At 66.8% G+C, this 20,936-nt stretch carries 21 protein-coding genes and 1 pseudogene; 11 read left to right on the plus strand and 11 right to left on the minus strand.

Annotated elements, in window-relative coordinates; translation table 11 throughout:
• Positions 1-201 precede the first annotated feature (201 nt).
• The 8 genes from G342_RS0112105 to G342_RS0112140 all read left to right on the plus strand — a co-directional run bounded on the left by G342_RS0112105 (position 202) and on the right by G342_RS0112140 (position 5,966).
• On the plus strand, positions 202-1,089 hold the full coding sequence (locus tag G342_RS0112105) for a carbohydrate ABC transporter permease (RefSeq protein WP_018183409.1): 888 nt from the start codon (positions 202-204) through the stop codon (positions 1,087-1,089).
• A complete protein-coding gene (locus tag G342_RS0112110) occupies positions 1,086-1,952 on the plus strand; it encodes a carbohydrate ABC transporter permease (protein ID WP_018183410.1) in 867 nt (288 codons plus the stop codon). The genes G342_RS0112105 and G342_RS0112110 overlap by 4 nt, the downstream gene beginning before the upstream one ends.
• Positions 1,949-2,845, plus strand: coding sequence for an ROK family protein (locus G342_RS0112115; protein ID WP_018183411.1), 897 nt, complete (start codon positions 1,949-1,951; stop codon positions 2,843-2,845). The genes G342_RS0112110 and G342_RS0112115 overlap by 4 nt, the downstream gene beginning before the upstream one ends.
• Positions 2,842-3,585, plus strand: coding sequence for a GntR family transcriptional regulator (locus tag G342_RS0112120; protein ID WP_018183412.1), 744 nt, complete (start codon positions 2,842-2,844; stop codon positions 3,583-3,585). Before G342_RS0112115 ends, G342_RS0112120 begins: the two co-directional genes overlap by 4 nt.
• Positions 3,586-3,629: 44 nt before the next feature.
• Positions 3,630-4,418 (plus strand): sugar isomerase domain-containing protein, encoded by a 789-nt coding sequence (locus G342_RS0112125; protein ID WP_245557267.1) that lies wholly within the window; start codon positions 3,630-3,632, stop codon positions 4,416-4,418.
• Between the two features lie 283 nt (positions 4,419-4,701).
• Positions 4,702-4,893 (plus strand): hypothetical protein, encoded by a 192-nt coding sequence (locus G342_RS0112130; protein WP_018183414.1) that lies wholly within the window; start codon positions 4,702-4,704, stop codon positions 4,891-4,893.
• Positions 4,894-4,947: 54 nt separating this feature from the next.
• The gene (locus G342_RS24005; protein WP_018183415.1) at positions 4,948-5,451 is read left to right on the plus strand and encodes an OsmC family protein; all 504 of its coding nucleotides are present in this window, start codon (positions 4,948-4,950) and stop codon (positions 5,449-5,451) included.
• A gap of 5 nt (positions 5,452-5,456) precedes the next feature.
• On the plus strand, positions 5,457-5,966 hold the full coding sequence (locus G342_RS0112140; protein ID WP_018183416.1) for a heme-degrading domain-containing protein: 510 nt from the start codon (positions 5,457-5,459) through the stop codon (positions 5,964-5,966).
• A gap of 98 nt (positions 5,967-6,064) precedes the next feature.
• On the opposite strand, the gene G342_RS0112145 is transcribed toward G342_RS0112140, so the two are convergent.
• The 6 genes from G342_RS0112145 to G342_RS24010 all read right to left on the minus strand — a co-directional run bounded on the left by G342_RS0112145 (position 6,065) and on the right by G342_RS24010 (position 13,803).
• The gene (locus tag G342_RS0112145) at positions 6,065-6,931 is read right to left on the minus strand and encodes an RNA polymerase factor sigma-32 (protein ID WP_018183417.1); all 867 of its coding nucleotides are present in this window, start codon (positions 6,929-6,931) and stop codon (positions 6,065-6,067) included.
• A gap of 213 nt (positions 6,932-7,144) precedes the next feature.
• Positions 7,145-7,738, minus strand: coding sequence for a CarD family transcriptional regulator (locus G342_RS0112150; protein WP_018183418.1), 594 nt, complete (start codon positions 7,736-7,738; stop codon positions 7,145-7,147).
• 454 nt (positions 7,739-8,192) lie between these two features.
• The gene (gene fdxA / locus G342_RS0112155) at positions 8,193-8,531 is read right to left on the minus strand and encodes a ferredoxin FdxA (RefSeq protein ID WP_026304367.1); all 339 of its coding nucleotides are present in this window, start codon (positions 8,529-8,531) and stop codon (positions 8,193-8,195) included.
• A gap of 119 nt (positions 8,532-8,650) precedes the next feature.
• A complete protein-coding gene (locus tag G342_RS0112160) occupies positions 8,651-9,064 on the minus strand; it encodes an RNA-binding S4 domain-containing protein (protein WP_018183420.1) in 414 nt (137 codons plus the stop codon).
• A gap of 28 nt (positions 9,065-9,092) precedes the next feature.
• A complete protein-coding gene (locus G342_RS0112165) occupies positions 9,093-12,314 on the minus strand; it encodes a helicase-related protein (protein ID WP_040878702.1) in 3,222 nt (1,073 codons plus the stop codon).
• 628 nt (positions 12,315-12,942) lie between these two features.
• The gene (locus G342_RS24010; protein WP_018183422.1) at positions 12,943-13,803 is read right to left on the minus strand and encodes a DUF3108 domain-containing protein; all 861 of its coding nucleotides are present in this window, start codon (positions 13,801-13,803) and stop codon (positions 12,943-12,945) included.
• 257 nt (positions 13,804-14,060) lie between these two features.
• On the opposite strand from G342_RS24010, the gene rpmB reads away from it, so the two are divergent.
• Entirely contained in the window at positions 14,061-14,363 is a 303-nt protein-coding gene (gene rpmB, locus G342_RS0112175; RefSeq protein WP_018183423.1) for a 50S ribosomal protein L28, read from the plus strand.
• Positions 14,364-14,371: 8 nt separating this feature from the next.
• Positions 14,372-15,010, plus strand: coding sequence for a queuosine precursor transporter (locus tag G342_RS0112180; protein WP_018183424.1), 639 nt, complete (start codon positions 14,372-14,374; stop codon positions 15,008-15,010).
• 58 nt (positions 15,011-15,068) lie between these two features.
• Here the strand turns inward: G342_RS0112180 and G342_RS24015 are convergent.
• The 5 genes and pseudogenes from G342_RS24015 to G342_RS0112205 form a co-directional block, all read right to left on the minus strand.
• Positions 15,069-15,542, minus strand: a pseudogene (locus tag G342_RS24015) (DNA helicase); the annotation flags it as partial.
• A gap of 59 nt (positions 15,543-15,601) precedes the next feature.
• Positions 15,602-16,648, minus strand: a complete 1,047-nt coding sequence (locus G342_RS24020; RefSeq protein WP_018183426.1) for an esterase-like activity of phytase family protein — start codon at positions 16,646-16,648, stop codon at positions 15,602-15,604.
• On the minus strand, positions 16,645-18,555 hold the full coding sequence (gene cobT, locus G342_RS0112195) for a cobaltochelatase subunit CobT (protein WP_040878705.1): 1,911 nt from the start codon (positions 18,553-18,555) through the stop codon (positions 16,645-16,647). Before cobT ends, G342_RS24020 begins: the two co-directional genes overlap by 4 nt.
• 157 nt (positions 18,556-18,712) lie before the next feature.
• A complete protein-coding gene (gene cobS / locus G342_RS0112200; RefSeq protein ID WP_018183428.1) occupies positions 18,713-19,699 on the minus strand; it encodes a cobaltochelatase subunit CobS in 987 nt (328 codons plus the stop codon).
• A 100-nt stretch (positions 19,700-19,799) separates the two neighbouring features.
• The gene (locus G342_RS0112205) at positions 19,800-20,423 is read right to left on the minus strand and encodes a J domain-containing protein (protein WP_018183429.1); all 624 of its coding nucleotides are present in this window, start codon (positions 20,421-20,423) and stop codon (positions 19,800-19,802) included.
• Positions 20,424-20,492: 69 nt separating this feature from the next.
• On the opposite strand from G342_RS0112205, the gene G342_RS0112210 reads away from it, so the two are divergent.
• Entirely contained in the window at positions 20,493-20,756 is a 264-nt protein-coding gene (locus G342_RS0112210; protein ID WP_018183430.1) for a BolA family protein, read from the plus strand.
• Positions 20,757-20,936 lie beyond the last annotated feature (180 nt).

Consider the following 20,936-nt stretch of genomic DNA (forward strand, 5'->3'; position numbering starts at 1 on the left):
GCTGAATGGATTCCCGCCTCCGCGAGGAGGACGGAGGAGGGGTTCGCCCGCGCAAGCGGGAGAGGGGCGAGGGCCTTGCTTGCAGAGCCCGAGCCCCGACCGACGCCATTGAGAGACCCTCACCTCAACCCTCTCCCGTGACCGGGAGAGGGGAAGGTCGAGTCACGTCCGGCCTGCCATGAATAGAGAACACGCATACCGATGATTGGCCTTCGAAAATCGATCTTCGCCATGCTCGCGCCGAGCCTGAGCCTGATCGCCCTGTTCATCCTGGTGCCGATCGCGCTCACCATCTGGCTCGCCTTCACCAAATGGTCGGTGCAGACGCCGTTCTCGAGCGCCACCTTCATCGGCTTCGACAATTTCCGCGAGATTTTCGGGTCGACCTCCGTGGGGCGCGACTTCAAGGGCGCGATGATCAACACGGCGCTCTATTCGGCCATGTCGATCGCGCTGATCCTGCCGCTTTCCGTCGTCTTCGGCATGCTGATCCACCAGGCCGAACTGAAGGGCGCCAATATTCTCCGTACCATCCTGTTCGCCACCTACATGGTGCCGATGATCGCTGTGGCGCTGGTGTTTTCAAAACTCTATTCGCCGACCGAGGGGCCTTTCAACCAGATGCTGGCCTGGATCGGCATCGGGCCGCAGCCCTGGCTCTCCTCGCCCGATACGGCGCTGGTCTCTGTCGTGCTGCTCAATGTCTGGCAGCAGGTCGGCTATTTCACCATCCTGATCATCGCCGGCCTGACCCAGATCCCCCAGTCGATCTATGAGGCGGCGAAGATGGACGGCGCGCGCGGTCCGGCGCTGTTCGGCTTCATCACGCTGCCGCTGCTGAAGCGGACGCTGCTGTTTTCTGTTGTCATCGCCCTGATCAACGCCGTGCAGGTGTTCGAGCCGGTGGCGCTGATCACCCAGGGCGGCCCCGTCGGCTCGACCAATGTGCTGACCTACCATATCCGCCGCGTCGGCATCGAGCGGGCCCAGGGCGGGCTCGGCTCGGCCATGTCGGTGACGCTGCTTCTGGCGCTGGTCGTCACCGTCACCGCCGTCTTCGCCCTCGCACGCCGGGAGGAACGTCGATGAGCGCCCGCGGTCGTCTTCCCGCCGGCGCCGCCGCCTCGACCGGCTGGCGCGCCTTTCTCTATCTCCTGATGATCGCGATCGCCGTCGCCTCGGCCTTTCCGCTCGTCTGGATGGTCCTTTCCAGCCTGAAGACGCCGGCCGAGGCGATGCAGACGCCGCCGGTCTGGCTCCCCGCCACGCCGTCGCTCGACGCCTATCAGAAGGTCAATGAGCTGATCCGCGTCGGCCGCTCCTTCGCCAATTCGGCCCTGATCGCCGGCATCACCACGGCGGGCATCCTCGTCACCTCGCTGATGGCCGGCTACGCCTTCGCCAAATACCGCTTCCGCTACCGCGAGGTTCTGTTCGCCATCACCATCGCGACGATGTTCCTGCCGCCGATCGTGACGCTGATCCCGCTCTACCGGCTGGTCGGCTCGATCGGCCTCAATGCCAGCCTCGCCGGCGTCATCCTGCCCAATCTCGCCAACGCCTTCGGCATCTTCCTGATGCGCCAGTTCATCGCCGGCATGCCAGACGAACTGCTGGAGGCGGCGCGCCTCGACGGCGCCTCGGAGTTCCGCATCGTGTTCCAGATCGTCGCGCCGGCCGTGGCGCCGGCACTTGCCGCGCTGGCCCTGTTCGCCTTCGTCTATCACTGGAACAGCTATCTCTGGCCGCTGACGGTGCTGCAGGGCAATTCCGACAATTACCCGATCGTGATCAGCCTCTCGCGGCTGCTCTCCTACAACCGTTCCGCCGTCAATACGGGCTTGGTCATGGCCGGTGCGACGCTGGCCGTGTTGCCGCCGCTGATCCTGTTCGTATTCCTGCAGCGCTTCTTCGTCCGCACCATCACGGCGTCCGGAGTGACGGGGCAATGAGCACCATATCCCACGTCCTCGCCCTCGATCTCGGCGGCACCAGCCTGCGCGCCGGCTTCGCGCCCGCCGACGCGCCGGCCGAGCTCGGCACCGTCGAACGTTGCCCGGCGCCGGCAAACGCCGACGCGCTGCGGGAAAAGGTGCAGGCGCTGATCGCGGCGCATGGCGGGCCGCTCGCCGGCATCGGCATCACCATTCCGGGCCTGGTCGAGGGCACGGTCGCCCGCTGGGTACCGAACCTGCCGCATCTCGACGGCGTCGATCTTGGCGAACTGCTGGCGTCGGCCGGTGTGCCGGTCGCGGCCGGCAATGATGCGCAGATGGCGCTGCTCGCCGAGGCGAAGCTGGGCGCGGCAAAAGGCCTTGACGACGCCATCCTGCTGGCGATCGGCACCGGCATCGGTTCCTCCGTGCTGGCCGGCGGCCGTATCGTTCGCGGCAGCCGTGGTGGGGCCTGCTCCTTCGGCTGGGCCTCGGCCGACATGGCGGATCCCGGCGAGGATCGTTCCGGCTGGCTCGAACGGCAGGCGGCGGGCCGGGCGCTCGACCGGCTGGCGCGCGAGATCGGACTTGCCGACGGCGCCGCCCTGATCGACGCGGCGCGACGGGGCGACCGGGCGGCCAGCCTTGCCATCCATACCGCCGGCACGGCGCTCGGCACGGCATTGGCAGGCGCCGTGGCGCTGCTCGATCCGGCGGCTGTCCTGCTGGCGGGCGGCGTTTCCGAGGCGGTCGACGTGCTGGCGCCGCCGCTGCGTGCGTCGCTGGCGCGCAATCTGCCGCCGCATCTTCGATCCATCGACATCCGGCCGGGCCAGTTCGGCCCGCGCGCCGGCCTCGTTGGCGCAGCCTTGGCCGGGGCCCACGGGCCCGAATGGTGGAGGGTCCGATGACCGAAGGTCTGATTACATCCCTCGACCGGCGCCGGCCGGAGCCGCTCTGGCACCAGGCCGAGCGCGTCATCCGTTCGCATATCGAGGCGGGCGAATGGCCGGCCGGTTCGCAGATCCCGGCCGAGGACCGGCTGTGCGAACTGCTCGGCGTCAGCCGCATCACGGTTCGCCACGCGCTGCGCAATCTGGAGGCGCTCGGCCTGCTCCGGCGCGAGCATGGCCGCGGCACCTTCGTGCGCAGCGCCACCGTGGTGGCCGGCGCGCGCGGCCTGACCAGCTTCACCGACGAGATGGCGGCGCTCGGCCTCACCGTCGGTTCGCGCATGCTGGCGCAGGAGATCGTGCCGGCGAGCGTCCGCGTCGCCGCCGCGCTGGAGATCGAGGAGGGCGAGCCGGTCGCCATGGTCCGCCGCCTCCGCCTCGGCAATGGATCGCCGATTGGCGTGCAGACGGCGCATCTGCGGCTCGATCGCGTGCCCGGCCTGCTGGACGAGGACCTTTCCGGCAGCTCGCTCTATGCCCAGATCGAGCGCCGCTACGGCATCAAGCCGTTCGAGGCGACCGAGATCTATCGCGTCGGCGCCGTCGGGCCGGAGGATGCCGAACTGCTCGAGATCGAGGCGGGCAGTCCGGCCTTCATCGTCGAGCGCCTCGCCGTCGACCCGCGCGGGCCGTTCGAATTCACCCTCTCGATCATGCGGGGCGACCGCTACGAGATCCGCTCCACCCTGCGGATCTGACGCATCGCCTCGACCCACTTCCCACGGATCATCTCAAGGAGACCATGATGTCCGATTTCTACCTGCACCGCCTGATCAAGCTGATCGAGAAGGCCGGATCGGCCAATGACGCAGCCCTCAACGAGGCGGCCCAGCGCTTCTCCGAGTCGCTCGCCAAGGGCGGCCTGATCCACCTGTTCGGCTCGGGCCATTCGGTGCTGCCGACCCAGGAGGCCTTCCCGCGCTACGGCTCGTTCGTCGGCTTCAACCCGCTGACCGACCCGCGCGTCATGTGGCACAACGTGCTCGGCGCCGGCGGCGTACGCGAGCTGCTCTGGCTGGAGCGGATCGAGAACTACATCGACAAGTTCCTCGATCACCAGCCGCTGAACGCCGGCGATTCGATCATCATCTACTCGCATTCCGGCACCAACTCGGCCGGCATCGAGACGGCGCTCTACGCCAAGGCGCGCGGCCTGTTCGTCGTCGCCGTCACCTCGAAGGCGAACGACAAGCCGGCCAAGCACTCGTCGGGCAAGCGCCTGAAGGACGTCGCCGACGTCGTCATCGACACCAACTCGCCGGTCGAGGACGCCATCGTCCCGATCGAGGGCTGGAGCCGTCCGGTCTCGGGCTCGTCGACCGTGCTGGCGATGATCCTGACGCATGAGCTGATCGCGCGTACCGCCGACCAGCTGTCGAAGAAGGGCGTCGAGCTGCCGGTCTTCGCCTCGCCGACGATCGAGGGTGTCACGCTGCACGACACCGACGTGATCTACGGCATCTATCGCGAGAAGATGATCGAGGCGCAGCAGAAGCACCTCAAGACCTTCCAGGACAAGATGAAGGGCTGATCGGCCCTCGCACTCCGGGACCTAGAAACGCCGCGAACCGCTGGGTTCGCGGCGTTTCTTTTGAAGGTTGTGCGATCCCTGTTTGCCCAGGAACGGGCCCATAGGAGTGGCAGGTTGAGACCTTCGCCGCCCGGGCTGATACACGATCGGTTCAGTCGGGATTATTGACAGCGGCGCGAAGATTGGGAAATCTCGTGCCTGGCCGGCCCGAAGGGGCGGTGGCCGAGAAGCGATGGAGAGATGCCGGGCAGCCGCGCAAGCGGCGCAATTCGGGAGATACAGGATGACCTACGCCTTCGACTGGCCCCGCGATGCCGCGGTGGCGCCGACCGCCGCCAGGACTGTTACTCCGCTCGTCGTGTCCGACAGAGCCAATCCGGCCGAAACCGACTACCCGCCACATGGCCGGACCGGCGATGATCGCGACACCACATCGGATATCGTCTGGACACTGGCCTACTGGCCGTGGTTGTAAGCCTTCGAACCAGGGCCGGAGTCGCTCCGGCCCGCCATTCGAGGACGAGCGAGTATGAATGCCACGATCCGGACGCGATCGATCGGTGCGACGGCGACGGCGGGCCGCGACAGCCTGCCTGAAGTGACCAGCGAGACCGGTGGACGGCTGGCCGTGGTGACAAGGCCATCCGCCGAGGGCTTCAATCCCGTCGACCTGATGGCGGCCTCGCTGTCCTCCTGCATCGTGCTCAGCGTGCAGATCGCCGCGCGCGGCGAAGGCTGGCTGGCGGAGATCGACCAGGTGACGGCCCGGGTGATCCCCGAAAAGGCCGACGACGCCCCGTCGCGGGTGGCGCGCTTCGTCACCACAGTGACGATCGAAGGGCCGCTCGACGACGCGAAAAAGGCCCGGCTGGTCGAGGCGGCCGAGACGATCTGCACCGTCAGCAACACGCTGCGCGCCGGCGCCGAGATCGCCGCCGGCGGATCCGCCGCCCCCAGAGCGCGCCCGATTGACGATCCCGCCTCCGGGTGCGATGCCGTTGGGATAGCGCGGAGCGCGCCGACGGAGGGGTGAGGGACATGAGCGACGATCAGGGTTTGCTGCAGGAACTGCTCGATCAGGAGCGGCGCCTCGTCTTCGATCGGTTCGACAACGACACGGCGATCGAGCTCGGCACCCGCATTATCGAGCGGGCCCGGCGCGACGGGCTCTCGATCGTGGTCGAGATCGCCCGCGGCGAGCAGCGGCTCTATTACTGCGCGCTCGCCGGCACCTCTGCCGACAACGAGTTCTGGGTCGCCGGCAAGACGGCGGTCGTCCGTCGCTTCGGCCATTCTTCCTATTACATGGGCGAGCGGGCCCGCCAGCGCGGCGTCGACTTCGCGACGGCCCAGTCGGTCGACCCGAAGAAATACCTGCCGCATGGCGGATCCTTTCCGATCCTCGTCGCCAAGGTCGGCATGGTCGGCACGGCGACTGTCTCGGGCCTGCCACAGGCCGAGGACCACAAGCTGGTCGTGACGGTGATCGAGGAATATCTCGCCGAACTCGGCCTCGCCGAGGCCCGGCCCGAGGTCTGGACGGCGTAGGGGCTGCCACGACGCGGTTCCTCGGGGCCCATTCGATCGCGCTGCACCTTCACCTCGCCCTCAGGGATAGGTGAAGGTGGCGCGGAATTCCCGGGCGTTCAGACGAAGGTGGCGCGGTCGGGGTGCTCGCGCAGCAACGCCGCCTTCAGCTTCTCGATCGCCCGGCTTTCGATCTGCCGGACGCGCTCCTTCGAGATGCCGAGCGTCTCGCCGAGCGATTCCAGCGTCGCTCCTTCCTCGCGCAGGCGGCGCTCGCGCAGGATCCGCACCTCGCGATCGGACAGCGCGCTCATCGCCTCGTTCAGCCAGGTGACCCGGCGCTCGGTGTCGATCACGTCGCCGACCATCTGGTCGGGCAGCGGCATGTCGTCGACGAGGAAATCCTGCCGGTCCGACGTCGATGAATCCGTATCGTGGATCGGCGCGTTCAGCGAGGTGTCGGAGCCCGACAGCCGCGCATCCATCAGCGCCACATCGTTGGCGGAAACGCCGACAGCCACCGCGATCTGCTGGTAGATCTGCTGGTTCGGTATCGCGACCGAGCCCTGCGACAGCTTGGCGCGCAGACGGCGCAGATTGAAGAACAGCGCCTTCTGCGTCGAACTGGTGCCACCGCGCACGATCGACCAGTTGCGCAGGATGTAATCCTGGATCGAGGCGCGGATCCACCAGGTGGCATAGGTCGAGAAGCGAACCTCGCGCTCCGGCTCGAAGCGGGCGGCCGCCTCGAGGAGGCCGACATGGCCCTCCTGGATCAGGTCACTCATCGGCAGGCCGAAATGGCGGAAACGTGCCGCGAGCGCGATGACGAGGCGCATGTGGGACGCGGTCAGGCGATGGAGGGCGGCCTGATCCTTGACCTCGCGCCAGCGCACGGCGAGGTCATGTTCCTCGGTGCGCTCGAGATAAGGTGCCTGCATGGCGGCCTTGACGAATTGACGTCCGGAGATTGCCGACGTGCCCATCTCGACCACTCCTATGTTGAAGCCCCGTAGCGAGCTAAGGCTTCACCATACGATCCGGTTCCAAAAAGGGGCGACACATTGGTGTGATGCGTGCGGAGGCGCGCGTGAGCGGGCGCCGCGCTGTTGGCATCCGACACAAGAAAACGCCCGGCGGGTGCCGGGCGTTCCTTGGTATCTTCGAAGATCCGAAGCCGGGCGCTCAGCGCCGCGGGCTCAGGCTGCCTCGTCGTGCTTCTCGTCGTCGGCATCGACCTCGGCGACGACTTCCTCGTCGACCTTGCCGCCGCGCTTCGGGCTCTTGGCGAGGTTCTGCTCGATCTGGCGGACCGCTTCGGTCTCCGAGATCTCGCTGACCGCCGCGATTTCGCGCGACATGCGGTCGAGGGCCGCCTCATAGAGCTGACGCTCGCTGTAGGACTGCTCCGGCTGCGTGTCGGAACGGTAGAGATCGCGAACGACTTCCGAGATCTGAATCAGGTCGCCGGAGTTGATCTTCGCTTCATATTCCTGGGCCCGACGGCTCCACATGGTGCGCTTGACGCGGGCGCGGCCACGAATGGTCTCGAGCGCCTTCTTCACGGTGGTCGCGTCCGAAAGCTTGCGCATGCCGACCGTCGTCGCCTTCGCGACGGGTACGCGCAGTTTCATCTTGTCCTTCTCGAACGCGATCACGAAGAGCTCAAGCTTGATGCCGGCCACTTCCTGCTCTTCGATACCGACAATCTCACCGACGCCGTGCGCCGGATAGACGATATGCTCGCCGGTCTTGAAATCGGAACGCAGAGTGGTCTTCTTGAGGGTGGCCATACGCGTATTAACTCCGTTAAATTGGCGGGCCCGGCTCGCCAAGCCAAAGGCCGGATTTTGACGATTCCCCGTCTCATCCATGGCAAATGCGACTCCGACCCGGTTCCGGAGCAAACGCGCCCCGGAGGCGAACCGGTCGGGTCCGCTCATTCCGCTTGTCAGCCGATCAGGAAGACGCTTGTCACCAGCCAGGTGTCTCGCATGCGTGAACAACATCGTCGACGATCCTCCGCCGGCGCGCGCTTGTCGCGTCAGGGCGGTCTATCGCGTCAATGTTGAGGGTTGTTCACGAACGAAACACCAAAAAGGTGCGGTTACGCCGTAGGTGGTTACCGACTGTATTTGTATATATATCACAAAATACCCAAAAATCAAAGCATTGCCGTCGCTGCGCCGCGAGGGCGCTTCGCGTCGGCCGCCTGGATCGGGATCGGTAGGCGAATCGGAAGCCTTGTCAGTCGCCTTCGCCGGGGGCGGCGGAGAACTGCGTCTCGAGCTTGTTGGCCACCCCGTCGAAATCGGCGGCGTCGGCCGGCGGATCCTTGCGGACGGTGATGTTCGGCCATTTCTCGGCATATTCGGCGTTGAGCTTCAGCCACTTCTCGAGGCCCGGCTCGGTATCCGGCTTGATCGCCTCGGCCGGGCATTCCGGCTCGCAGACGCCGCAATCGATGCATTCATCCGGATGGATGACGAGCATGTTTTCGCCCTCGTAGAAGCAGTCCACGGGACACACTTCCACGCAATCCGTATATTTGCAGCGGATACAATTGTCGGTCACGACATAGGGCACGATCGTCTCCTCGGGCGGGCACGCTCCAAGCTCGCCGTCGCCGGATGGGTAAACGCTTTAGCGAGGCGGCGCAAGGATCGCGGATGCCGCACGGGGCGGTCCCGCCTGAACCTGTTTTCTCAATCTTCGTCGTCGGTTGGAAAATTCGATCCGTCGTCGGCGGATGTCCCGGAATGGAACGCATCCAGCACCCGGCGGTCGCGTTTCGTCGGCCGTGGACCGCCGCGCTGGAGCGGCGACGACGCCGGCGAAATCGGAGCCGGCGGCGTGATGTCCTCGTAGAGACGCTGCGCTTCCGGCGCCGGCCCCCGGCGCGTGCCGGGGTCCAGGATGCGGATCACCCGCACCTGGCGTTCGAAAGCGACCGTCAGGACGTCGCCGGGCCGCACGAGGCGGCTCGACGCGTCGATCTTGTCGCGGTTGACGCGGACCTTGCCGCCCGTCACCAGCTTCTGGGCGATCGAGCGGCTCTTGGCGAGGCGAGCAAACCAGAGCCATTTGTCGATACGCTGGCGTCCGGTCTCCTCGCTCATCGCTGCTCCGCGTTGGGTCCCAGACTAACTAGCCGCCGCGCTTCTTGGCTTCGAGGTCGGCCTTGAGGGCCGCCAGAGCCGCGAAGGGCGAGTTCGGATCGATCGGCCGTTCGCGCCGGGGCTCCTCGCGCCGCGGCGCCGCAGCCTGGCCTGGACGCTGATCGCCGCCCTTGTTGCGGTGATCGTTGCCGGGACGGTCGTTGCGACGGCCCTCGCGCTCGCCCTGCGGGCGGTCGCCATTGCCGCGCTCGGGACGCGGACCGCGCTGCTGCGGCCGGCCCTGGCGACGGCCGTCGCGCTCGCCGTCCTGCTGGCGGCCACGGCCTTCGCGACCTTCCGGCTTCGCTTCACCGGCAGCGCCTTCGGCCGGAGCCGACGCGTTGCTGTTCGGACGACGGTCACGGCGATGATCGCGCTGCTGCGGGCGACGGTCGAACCGGCCCGGACGCCAGACGTCGATCATTTCCGGCTCGGCCGGGGTCGCCGGCTCGGCGGCGGTCTCGGTCACGACCTCGGTCGCCGTCTCGGTCTCGGTCGTCTCGGCGACGGTCTCTGCCGTTGCTGCCGCTACCGTTTCCGTGGCTTCCACCTCTGCAACTTCGGTCTCGGCGGATTCGACGGCAGCTTCGGCCACGGCCGAATCAGCCTCGACAGCCGCCGCAACGTCGCTTTCGACGGCCGTCGCAACCTCCGCCTCGGCGGCGGCAGGCGCTTCGGCCTCGGTCACCGTTTCGACCGTCTCGGTCGTGACGGTTTCCGCCTTGGCGACCGGCGCTGCCTTCGGCGGCGCCGGGCGGCGATCGAGACGGTAACCGAGCGACTTCAGCACGCCGGCGAAATCCTCGCCGGAGCAGCCGAGCAGCGAGGTCATCGAAACGGTGATAGTGAAACCATTGCCGTCGACGGCGCCCTCGGGCGGCACGAGATTATCGGAAGTCGGCTTCCAGGCGATCAGCGGCCGGATGATGTCGGCCAGACGCTCGAGAATGTCGATGCGGACGGCGCGGTTGCCGGCGATGCGATAGCCGACGACGCGGTAGAGCGGCCGGGCGAAGGTCGGATCGACCGGCACGGTGGTGCGGCCGGTGGCGGAGAGCTGCGGCAGCTCGGCCAGGCCCGGCGCGTCGAGGCCGTGGTTCTTCAGCGCCCACAGCATGGCGTTGAGGGCGCTCGGCGCCGGCTTCAGCAGGGCCGGAACGTAGATGTGGTAGGCGCCGAAGCGCACGCCGAGCTTGCGCAGGCCCGAGCGGGCCTCCTGGTCCAGCGCCTTGATTTCCTCGGCGATCTCCGAGCGTTCGAGAACGCCCTGGCCCTCGACAATGCGGAAGGCGATGCCGCGCGCCGGCGCTGAAAGCTCGACGCCCGCCAGCAGTTCGAACAGCGGCTTCAGCAGCGTCTCGATATGGCTCTTCAGCCAGATGTCGACGCGGTCCTGCACACGTTCGCGCGCCGGACCGGTCAGGCCCTCATCGGCGAGCAGCACCAGGCGCGGCCGCAGCGCGTCGTCCGTCGAGACGATGCGGGCGACCGGCGCGCCGAGCCAGCGCAGCGTGCCGTCGGTCGAGAGCACGAATTCGGGATTGGGGGCGTTGCCGATCTTCTCGGCGCGGCGTTCGATCTCGCCGGCAAGCGCTTTCTGGGCTACGGCCCCGATCGCTTTGGCGTCCGGGCCGTCGGCCTGGGGATCTGGCGTGAAGCGGAAACCCTGCAGGCTTCCGACATGCTGTCCCTCGACCAGCACATCGCCGGAGGTCGTGATTTCTGCTTCGAGCATGGCGTTTTCTCTGAGCCGCTTCATCAGTACACTTGTGCGCCTGTCCACGAAACGCTGAGTCAGCCTTTCGTGCAGCGCATCGGAAAGTCGATCCTCTATAGCGCGCGTGCGCTCCTGCCAATGGCGAGGATCCTTAAGCCAGTTAGGCCGGTTTGCCGCAAAGGTCCATGTTCTTATGTGCGCAATGCGGTTGGCGAGCGTATCGATATCGCCATCCGTGCGATCTGCAAAGGCGACCTGACGCTGAAACCAGTCGTCCGGCACCGCGCCGTCGCGGGCGACGAAGGTGAAAATGTCACCGACGATCTCGGCATGATTGGCCGGGGCAATGCGGCGGTAGTCGGGCGTCTGGCAGATATCCCAGAGCAATTCGATGCGCTCGCGCCGGTTGGCGAGCGCCCGGATGCCCGGGTCGCGGCTGACGATTTCGAGCACGGTCACGTCCTCGGCGGGAGGGGCCTTCGATAGGCCCTCCTGGTCCGGCGTCCGCTCCAAACTGGCGCGAAGGCTATCGATCGTGCGGAAATCCAGCGCCCGGTTGCGCCATTGCAGCGTGCGCACCGGGGCGAATTGATGGCTCTCCAGCGCCTCGATCAGTTCGTCCTCGAACGGGTCGACCTGGCCGGTGACGCCGAAGGTGCCGTCGCGGGTATGGCGTCCGGCGCGGCCGGCGATCTGGCCCAGCTCGGCCGCCGTCAACCGCCGGTACTGGAAGCCGTCGAATTTCCGTTCCTGCGCGAAGGCGACGTGATCGACGTCGAGATTGAGGCCCATGCCGATCGCATCGGTGGCGACGAGAAAATCGACGTCGCCCGACTGATAAAGTTCGACCTGGGCATTTCGCGTGCGCGGTGAAAGCGAGCCGAGCACCACCGCTGCGCCGCCACGTTGCCGCCGAATCAGCTCGGCGATCGCATAGACCTCGTCGGCCGAGAAGGCGACGACGGCGGTGCGGCGGGGCAGGCGGGTGATCTTCTTCGAGCCGGCATAGGTCAGCATCGACATGCGCGGCCGGGTGACGACGTTGATCCCCGGCAGCAGTTTTTCCAGGATGCCGCGCATCGTTCCGGCGCCGAGCAGCAGCGTCTCGTCGCGGCCACGCAGGTTGAGCAGCCGGTCGGTGAAGACGTGGCCGCGGTCGAGATCGGCGGCGAGCTGGATCTCGTCGATCGCCAGGAAGGACGCGTCGGTATGGGAGGGCAGGGCCTCGACCGTGCAGACGCGATAGCGCGGGTGCGGCGGGATGATCTTTTCTTCGCCGGTGATCAGCGCGACGGCGTTGGCGCCGACCCGCGCCACGACCCGGCCATAGACCTCGCGGGCGAGCAGGCGGAGCGGCAGGCCGATGACGCCCGACGAATGGGCGAGCATGCGCTCGATCGCCAGATGCGTCTTGCCGGTATTGGTCGGACCCAAAACGGCAGTGACGTTGCGCCCGCCCGCTCCGGCGCCTGTAGCTTTCGACCGATCAATCATCTCGCGGGCAGTCTCACAATTCCAACGTTCGGACGATGCCCCTGTATCATGTCGAAACAAAGGGGGGCCCGTTCCACGCCTGCAGAAAGTCCCCGATTAACCTGTGGAACCTTTCTGGAACAAACGATGTCCGAATCACTGACTCGCCGGAAATCGCGTTCTGTTCACCACCATATATGTGCCGCTCGCGCGGGACCGCCACGAAATAGTGCCGCGAGCCGCGGCGCGGCGACCGGAAATGCCGCCGGAGCGTTAACGTCTGGCCTCCGGATCCCCGTCCGCCATGGTTAGCGAAACGTAAATTCGATCAATGACATTTGTGAAACTTCGTTAGGGATTCGATCGAATCCGGAACGGAGCATGGACGAATCATCGGTACCCCGGCGTTCCGGATTCGTGCCCACGACCGGTGGTGGCCATGGCCAGCCGCCCCACGAGATATCGCGCCGGCCGCCCCAGCGGACCCGGCGCGCGGGCCGATCGGCCGGGCCGCGCGTTAACGAATGGGAGAGACGCTGTCGCAATCCGGGACAGGGTGGGAGGGGCCAAACTGGCCAATAGACGCTCCGCGCGGGGAGATTTGCCCTGTCGGCGACGTCCTTTGGCGAGGTCGCGGAATCGGTCCGGCTTACTCTGCCGAGGCGCGCTGGGTTTCGGAGTGGCCGACGAAGCGCGAGGCGTGGATGGTCAGCATGCCGACCTCGGTGCCGATCTGCATCCGGTAGGGGATCATGACGCCCAGCGCCTCGACGGGGGCGAGCCAGACCTCGAGCGCCTTGTTGTTTTCCATGTACTCGATCGCCTCGCGCGTCGGCCGGTGGCCGGCGACCGGGACATAGCGGGCGCCGCAGACGACCACGGAGCCCTTGTAGGAGCCGTCCTGGCCGTCCACCTCGGCCGTGCCCTTGTAGTAGAGCTTGACGTCGAAGCGCTGCCAGCCGTCGAAGACGGGGACGGTGCGGTTGCAGGCGCCGGCGGTGCTGCCGTTCTTCATCGGCACGATCATCGCGCTCAAGGGATCGAAGATGTTGCGCTTGTGCTGCGGCAGCAGCGGCACGCGGTCCGCTTTCTTCGCCAGCGGCGGCATCGCCGCGACATGCTGGATGTTGCCGGCATTCATCTGCATCGAGACGGTCGAGTTGCGGTGGCCGTTCTCGCTGGTGTCGAGCAGGTAGGCGCCGGGCAGGACACGGGTGCCGATCATACGGCCGCTGCTCTTCAGATAGCCCTTGCCGTCGGAGACGAAGCGGCTGACGCCGCTGGTCGTGCCGCGTACGGTGATGGTGTAGCCCTTGCCGTCGAATTCGGTGTCGAGCGCGAAGCGGCCGATGGTCAGCCCGCCGAGCAGGATGTTATAGGTGGCATCGACCTTGCCGCTCGGCGCCTGGGCCTTGGCGGGCGCGGCGGCGGCGGTTGGTGCCTGGGCGCAGATCGACGCCACCGCCAGGGCCGGCAGGCAAAGGGCACGGAGGAAGCGGCGCGATTTCATGAGAAATGGTTCCGTCGAAGAGGCTTGGCCGGGCGCGATTTTCGCCGTCATCGCCGCGCCGGCGCGTGGTTCGGATGCTGCCCCCAAATCACTTCGCGCGATTCTAGGTGATTTGCCCCGCTTTAGTCACTAGTCATCGCGCGCTGAATGCTTGACGGCCCCGGCTTCGGCCACTATGAGAAGGCCCACTTTCCGATACCCCTGCCGTGATGGATGCCGAAGCTGGCGCGTTGCGGCGGAATAGAAGGATTTTTGTCATGTCCCGTGTCTGCGAGTTGACCGGCAAGGCCGTTATGACCGGCAACACCGTCAGCCATGCCAACAACAGGGCGCGCCGTCGCTACCTGCCGAACCTCGTCAACGTGACGTTGATCAGCGACGCGCTCGGCCGTAGCTTCAAGCTGCGCGTCAGCGCCTATGGCCTGCGTTCGGTCGAGCACCGTGGCGGCCTGGATGCGTTCCTTGCCAAGGCTGACGCGAAGGAGCTCTCCTTCCGCGCGGCGACGCTGAAGCGCGCCATCGCCAAGAAGACCGAGCAGGACGCCGTCGCAGCCGCTTGAGGCCATCGATGATCAAGCCGGGTCACATCGTTGCGGCCGCCGTCATGGCGGCCGTTGTCGTTTTGTCGAATGTCCTCGTCCAGTACCCGGTCGAGGCCATGGTCGGCCAGCTTCAACTCGCCGATATCCTGACCTGGGGCGCGTTCACCTTTCCGCTCGCCTTCTTCGTCAGCGACCTGACCAATCGCCGCTACGGCCCGAACGTGGCGCGGATCATCGTGCTGGTCGGCTTCGTCTGCGCCGTCGCGGTGTCGGTCAAGCTGGCGACGCCGCGCCTCGCGGTCGCCTCCGGCGCGGCCTATCTGTTCGGCCAGTTGCTCGATATCAGCCTGTTCAACCGTCTGCGCCGCATGGCGTGGTGGCGCGCGCCGCTGGCTGCCTCGGTGTTCGGTTCGATCTTCGACACGGCGATCTTCTTCACGCTCGCCTTCGCGCCGTTCGCGTCCTTCCTCGGCCCCAACGATGCCTTCGCGCTCGAATCGGCGCCGGTGCTGGGCGTGTTGTCGGTGACGGCGGCGCGCTGGATGTCCTGGGCGCTGGGCGATCTGACGGTGAAGCTCCTGGCGGCGCTGCTGCTGCTGGCGCCCTATCGCGCGTTGATGCGGGTCGTGCTGGCGTGGCCGGGCGCCCAGGCGCGTCCGGCATAGGCCTCGACGTCTATTCCCGATTGGAAAAAGCCCCGCCTCGGCGGGGCTTTTTTTTATGTCAGCCCGTCGCCTGGAACCGGACTTCGCCCCGGTTCAGGAAGCAGGTCTTGTCGAACAGCGCCAGACCGAGCGGGTTCGGCAGGCGCACAACGCCGAGATCCGGGAAGGGCTTTGTGGCCGGATCGTAGGAGCGGTCGATCTGCGACAGGAAGACGAGGATCAGCCCGCGTTCACGGGCAAAGGATCTCAGCGTGCGGACCTGCTCCATCAGCTCGGGAGTATCGCGCTGCTGGTCGAGCAGCTGCAGATAATCGATCACCACCAGCGTGCCCGGCGCCGCCGTGGCCAGCCTCGCCATGATGTAGTCGGCGCGGATGGCGTCGGAACTGTCGAAGGCAAACTGGCCGTCCGCGAGCCTTGTCTCCGCGCCGATCGCCCGCAGCCGGTCGACGATCTCCTCCTCGGTGTATTCCAGCGTGAAGAAGACGCCGCGATGGCCTGCCTTCATCGCCTCGACGGCGAGTTCCAGAGCATAGCCGATGGCGCGCCGGCCGAGAATCGCGAGGATGCTCCGTGCCGACAAAAGATGTGTCAGTTGACGGCGGTGCCGGAGGGGACGCCCGGGCCCTGCCAGATGAATTCCAGCACCAGCGTGCGCTGCAGGATGCTGACATTGTCGTCGGAGACCAGCGTCACGCGCGCCCGGCCGTCCGGGTCGGTCGAGACGGCGAGGCCTTCCATGTTGTCGATCTGGCTCAGCATGTCCGCCTCCATCACGACCGGGCCGTCGACGAGGGCGCCGGGGCGGATCGCGTCGCCGGGCAGGCGGCGCAGCCGCATGCCGACGCCATAGGGCACCACCAGCCGCCGCTCGAGGATCAGCAGGTCGCCATTCGGCAGGAAGGCGCCGTCGGTGACGTCATAGTCGCCGCTGCGAACGACGAAGAAGGCGCCGGCGAGCGGCCCGCCGACGATCCAGCCGCGATGATTGCCGTCCTTGTCGAGCGAACGCTCGGCGACCAGCACCGGCGCGCCGGCGAGCGGGCCGTCCCTGGGCGGCAGCGCCACCGCCTCGAGGCCGCGATTGCCGACGATCTTGCGGCCGGCGCGGGGAAACTTGATGACGTCCGGCCGCGCCAAGGCGAGGGCCTCTTCGCCGTCGCCCTTGGCGCGATAGAGGCGCAGTTCGTTTGCCTGCTCGAACGACACATAGGCCGCCTCGCGGCCCTTGATCGTCGTGAGCCGGAGGCCTTCGGCGTCGGAGCGGTTCTTGATGCCGAGCGGCTCGCCCTTGGCGTTCAGCATCGGCGCCCAGCGTGCGTCGCTGATACCGACGAGCCGGCCTTCCTCTCGGTCGAGCGTGCCGCGGAACCAGTAGCCGGTGTCGGAGATCGCGACGAAGCTTTTGCCGTCGGGGCCGACATCGATGCCGGAGAGCCCGCCGAACAGGCGGTTGGGCGAGGTCAGCACCAGCCCGCCGGCGAATTCGAATTCTCCGAACTGCGACTGGCTGCGCCCGATCAGGAACTGGTCGATGCGGCTGGCGCGGATCGTTTCCGGCTCGAAGCCGGCGGCGATGGCAAGGCCCGCCGAAGCGGCGAGGAGCAGCGCTGCGAAGGCTGCCCGCGCGGCTTTCATCGGGCGACCCGGCGTCTCGAGTGGCCGCGCACCGGCTGCTGCTGGTGCTCGTCGAACAGCTCTGCCAGCTTCTCGGTCATCGCGCCGGCGAGCTCCTCGGCGTCGACGATCGTCACGGCGCGGCGATAATAGCGCGTCACGTCATGGCCGATGCCGATGGCGATCAGCTCGACCGGCGAACGGTTCTCGATCTCGTCGATGACGTAGCGCAGGTGCCGCTCGAGATAGTTGCCGGTGTTCACGGAAAGGGTGGAATCGTCGACCGGGGCGCCGTCGGAGATCATCATCAGGATCTTGCGCTGCTCGGTGCGCGCGAGCAGGCGCTGATGCGCCCAGTCGAGCGCCTCGCCGTCGATGTTCTCCTTGAGCAGGCCCTCGCGCATCATCAGGCCGAGATTGCGCCGGGCGCGCCGCCAGGGCGCGTCGGCCGCCTTGTAGATGATGTGGCGCAGATCGTTGAGACGGCCGGGGGCCGCCGGCTTGCCGGCCTGCAGCCAAGCTTCGCGCGACTGGCCACCCTTCCAGGCGCGGGTCGTGAAGCCGAGGATCTCGACCTTGACGCCGCAGCGCTCCAGCGTGCGGGCCAGGATGTCGGCGCAGGTCGCCGCCACCGTGATCGGTCTGCCGCGCATGGAACCGGAATTGTCCAGCAGCAGCGTCACCACTGTGTCGCGGAAATTCGTGTCCTTCTCGATCTTGAAGGAAAGCGGCTGCATCGGATCGGTGACGACGCGGTGCAGCCGTGCCGGATCCAGCATGCCCTCTTCGCGATCGAAATCCCACGAGCGGTTCTGCTGCGCCATCAGCCGGCGCTGCAGCCGGTTGGCGAGGCGGCCGACGGCGCCCTGCAGGTTGGAGAGCTGCTTGTCGAGGAAGGCGCGCAGCCGGTCGAGCTCGGCCGGATCGCAGAGATCCTCGGCCTTGATCGTCTCGTCGAAACGGGTCGTGAAGGCCTTGTAGTCGATGGCCGGCGGAGCGTTCGAGAAGGGGGCGTCGGGGCGCTTGGCCTCGCCGGCGTCGCGCGCATCCTCGGCATCCTCGCCGTCGGAATCGTCCTCGGCGCCGGCTTCCGTCGTCTCGGTCTCGCCCGCCTCGGATTCGTCGCCCGTCGTCTCGGATTCCTCCGAGGCGTCGCTGTCGGCCTGGTCGGCCTGGTCCGATGCGTTCTCCTGCTCGGAGCCGGAATCCTCCGAGGAGTCGCCCTGGTCGTCGTTCTCGTCTTCGTCGCCGCTGCCAAGTTCGTCGGCCATTTCGAGCGAGGCGAGCAACGACCGGACGGCCGAAGCGAAGCGCTTCTGGTCGCCCAGCGTATCGGCCAGCTTGCCGAAATCGGCGCTCGCCTTCTCTTCGATCCAGTCGCGCCAGAGGTCGACGATCCTCTCGGCCGAGGCCGGCGGCTTCTGGCCGGTCAGCTTTTCGCGCACGATCAGCGAGACGGCGTCTTCCAGCGGCGCTTCCGAGCGTTCGGTGATCTCGTGGAAATTGCCGCGGTGGTAGCGGTCTTCGAGCATGGCGGCGAGATTGCCGGCAACGCCGTCCATCCGCTTGGCGCCGATCGCCTCGACGCGCGCCTGCTCGACCGCGTCGAACACGGCGCGGGCGTTCTTGCCCTCGGGCGCCACGGCGCGGTGAATCGCGTCGTCATGGCAGGCGAGCCGAAGCGCCATGGAGTCGCCGAGGCCGCGGGTCACGGCGATCTCGGCCGCCGTCGGCTTGCGGGCCGGTTCCGGCAGGCGGGCGCGCATGCCGGTCAGGATCGGGCGGTCGTTCGAGAACGAGACCTCGAGATCGGGCTTGCCGGAAATCGCGCGGACGCAGCCGGCGACCGCCCGCTTGAACGGCTCCGTCGTCGCCTCGCCGGGTCTCTGTCTCGGATCGCTGTTGCTGCCGCTCATTCTCGATTCCATTTCCCCCTCCGCATTCCCGCACTTTGCAGGCGGGTTGGCGAGGGGCTTCGGCGCCGCGTCTTGGACGGAAGGCTTCGGGCGGGCGCGAAAGGGAAGGAGCGCGCCCGCGCCCGAACCAGGCCCCTGCCGCGATGCGGGGAAGGGGCCTGCCTCAGTCCTAGCTCAGCACGACATTCGCTGCCGATTCGACCAGCTCCTCGCCGAAGGCGCGCTGATAGAATTCCGCCACCAGCGAGCGCTCGAGCTCGTCGCACTTGTTCAGGAACGTCACCCGGAAGGCGAAGCCGATATCGCCGAAGATCTCGGCATTCTCGGCCCAGGTGATGACGGTACGCGGGCTCATGACGGTCGACAGATCGCCATTGATGAAGGCCGAGCGCGTCATGTCGGCGAGGCGCACCATGCGTCCGACCAGGGCGCGGCCCTTCGGGTCGGCGAAGTGCTTGGCCTTCGAGACGACAATGCCGACCTCGTTGTCGTGCGGCAGGTAGTTCAGCGTGGTCACGATCGACCAGCGGTCCATCTGGGCCTGGTTGATCTGCTGCGTGCCGTGATAGAGGCCCGACGTGTCGCCGAGGCCGACCGTGTTGGCGGTGGCGAACAGGCGGAAGGCGGGATGCGGGCGGATGACGCGGTTCTGGTCGAGCAGCGTCAGGCGTCCGGCGGATTCGAGCACGCGCTGAATGACGAACATCACGTCCGGGCGGCCGGCGTCATATTCGTCGAAGACGAGCGCGATGTTGTGCTGATAGGCCCAGGGCAGGATGCCGTCGCGGAATTCCGTGACCTGCAGGCCGTCCTTGATGACGATCGCATCCTTGCCGATCAGGTCGATACGGCTGATGTGGCTGTCGAGATTGACGCGCACGGCCGGCCAGTTGAGACGGGCTGCGACCTGCTCGATATGAGTCGACTTGCCGGTGCCGTGATAGCCGGTGACCATGACGCGACGGTTGCGGGCGAAGCCGGCCAGAATGGCAAGCGTCGTCGTCCGGTCGAAGAGATAGTCCGGATCGGCGTCCGGCACGTGCTCGTTCGGCTCGGAATAGGCCGGCACCTGCAGATCGGAATCGATGCCGAAGACCTCGCGAACGGAGATCATCGTATCGGGCAGGGCGGTGCGATCAGTCGTCGTCTCAGTCATGTCTGCTCCGTCGCATCCAGCGGACGCTTGCGGTCGGGTTCAAGGCAGGAGGGCCAAACTGGTTTTCCCCTCGCGGGCGCGAGCGGAAGACGAGCGTCTTCTAGCAGAAGCCGGCCGCTTTGAGAAAGTTATATGCCTGAATGATTTCGCGCAGCCTGTCCTCCGAGCTGCGGTCGCCGCCATTGGCATCCGGGTGGTAGATCTTCACCAGCGATTTGTAGCGCGCCTTGATCTCCACATTGGTCTCGGTCCCGTCGAGTTCCAGCGTGTCGAAGGATTTTCGCTCCAGTGTCTTCAGGTGGCGCGCCGGCTTCGGCGGCTCCTTCACGCGGCCCGCCGTGCCGTCGAACATGTCGAACGGATCCTGGACGCCGCCGCTCCAGTCGCGCGTCGCATGGCTGCGAACGCGCTCGCGCTGCTCGCCGGCGCTGTTGACGCCCATGGTCCAGGTCGGCCGATGGCCGGTCAGCGAATCCTTCTGGTAGGCGGCGACGTCGTCGTCGCCCATGCCGGAAAAGTAGTTGTAGCTCTTGTTGTAGAGACGGACGTGATCGATGCAGAAGTGGTGGAACTGGCCCTCGCGGTTCCGCCCCTTCGGCGCCTTATGCGTGCCTTCGGCCTCGCAGCCGGCCCAACTGCAGCGTTGGGTCGTTGGCTGTTGAGCCGTCTTGCTGGCGCCCGGCTTGATCCGGATCCCGTCGAACAGTTTTGAATCGAGCTTCATGATGCGATTATGGTAGCCACCTCGCCGAGGGACAAGGCGAGGTTTCGCCGAGTGAACGAGGTTCTCTGAATGGATACGAAAGAGCGGATCGCGCAGGCGCTGACAAGTGCCCTGTCGCCGCAGAGCCTAGATGTGATCGACGAGTCGGATTTGCACAAGGGCCATGCCGGCCATCGGCCGGAAGGCGAGACGCATTTTCGCGTGAAGATCACGGCGGAGGCGTTCCGCGGCAAGAGCCGCGTCGACATGCATCGCGCCATCAACGCGATCCTCGCCGACGAACTGGCCGCCGGCGTGCACGCGCTGGCCATTCAGGCGAAGGCGCCGGAATAGGGCGGTCTTCGACCCTCCGCCGCAGGCGAGGGACGCTGAACCTTCACAGCCTCGCCGGCATCGCACCGCCGCCTCCGCAACCCTCGCCGTCATCCCGGGCTTGGCCCGGGATGTATTCAGCCGGGTTGATGGACGCGTGAAACGCCCCGGGGCGTGGCTGCATGGATCCCCGCCACCGGG

Origin of the sequence: Kaistia granuli DSM 23481 (assembly GCF_000380505.1) — a bacterium.
GTDB classification, from domain to species: Bacteria; Pseudomonadota; Alphaproteobacteria; order Rhizobiales; family Kaistiaceae; genus Kaistia; species Kaistia granuli.

Coding starts and splice junctions, on each gene's coding strand:
- G342_RS0112160 (WP_018183420.1), bottom strand. CDS start 9,064: ATGAGCGAGGAGACCGGACGCCAGCGTATCGACAAATGGCTCTGGTTT.
- G342_RS0112210 (WP_018183430.1), top strand. CDS start 20,493: ATGGATACGAAAGAGCGGATCGCGCAGGCGCTGACAAGTGCCCTGTCG.
- cobT (WP_040878705.1), bottom strand. CDS start 18,555: ATGGAATCGAGAATGAGCGGCAGCAACAGCGATCCGAGACAGAGACCC.
- G342_RS0112145 (WP_018183417.1), bottom strand. CDS start 6,931: ATGGGCACGTCGGCAATCTCCGGACGTCAATTCGTCAAGGCCGCCATG.
- G342_RS0112110 (WP_018183410.1), top strand. CDS start 1,086: ATGAGCGCCCGCGGTCGTCTTCCCGCCGGCGCCGCCGCCTCGACCGGC.
- G342_RS0112130 (WP_018183414.1), top strand. CDS start 4,702: ATGACCTACGCCTTCGACTGGCCCCGCGATGCCGCGGTGGCGCCGACC.
- G342_RS0112205 (WP_018183429.1), bottom strand. CDS start 20,423: ATGAAGCTCGATTCAAAACTGTTCGACGGGATCCGGATCAAGCCGGGC.
- G342_RS0112140 (WP_018183416.1), top strand. CDS start 5,457: ATGAGCGACGATCAGGGTTTGCTGCAGGAACTGCTCGATCAGGAGCGG.
- G342_RS0112150 (WP_018183418.1), bottom strand. CDS start 7,738: ATGGCCACCCTCAAGAAGACCACTCTGCGTTCCGATTTCAAGACCGGC.
- G342_RS0112105 (WP_018183409.1), top strand. CDS start 202: ATGATTGGCCTTCGAAAATCGATCTTCGCCATGCTCGCGCCGAGCCTG.
- cobS (WP_018183428.1), bottom strand. CDS start 19,699: ATGACTGAGACGACGACTGATCGCACCGCCCTGCCCGATACGATGATC.
- G342_RS24005 (WP_018183415.1), top strand. CDS start 4,948: ATGAATGCCACGATCCGGACGCGATCGATCGGTGCGACGGCGACGGCG.
- G342_RS0112180 (WP_018183424.1), top strand. CDS start 14,372: ATGATCAAGCCGGGTCACATCGTTGCGGCCGCCGTCATGGCGGCCGTT.
- G342_RS24020 (WP_018183426.1), bottom strand. CDS start 16,648: ATGAAAGCCGCGCGGGCAGCCTTCGCAGCGCTGCTCCTCGCCGCTTCG.
- G342_RS0112120 (WP_018183412.1), top strand. CDS start 2,842: ATGACCGAAGGTCTGATTACATCCCTCGACCGGCGCCGGCCGGAGCCG.
- G342_RS0112125 (WP_245557267.1), top strand. CDS start 3,630: ATGATGTCCGATTTCTACCTGCACCGCCTGATCAAGCTGATCGAGAAG.
- G342_RS24010 (WP_018183422.1), bottom strand. CDS start 13,803: ATGAAATCGCGCCGCTTCCTCCGTGCCCTTTGCCTGCCGGCCCTGGCG.
- G342_RS0112165 (WP_040878702.1), bottom strand. CDS start 12,314: ATGATTGATCGGTCGAAAGCTACAGGCGCCGGAGCGGGCGGGCGCAAC.
- rpmB (WP_018183423.1), top strand. CDS start 14,061: ATGTCCCGTGTCTGCGAGTTGACCGGCAAGGCCGTTATGACCGGCAAC.
- G342_RS0112115 (WP_018183411.1), top strand. CDS start 1,949: ATGAGCACCATATCCCACGTCCTCGCCCTCGATCTCGGCGGCACCAGC.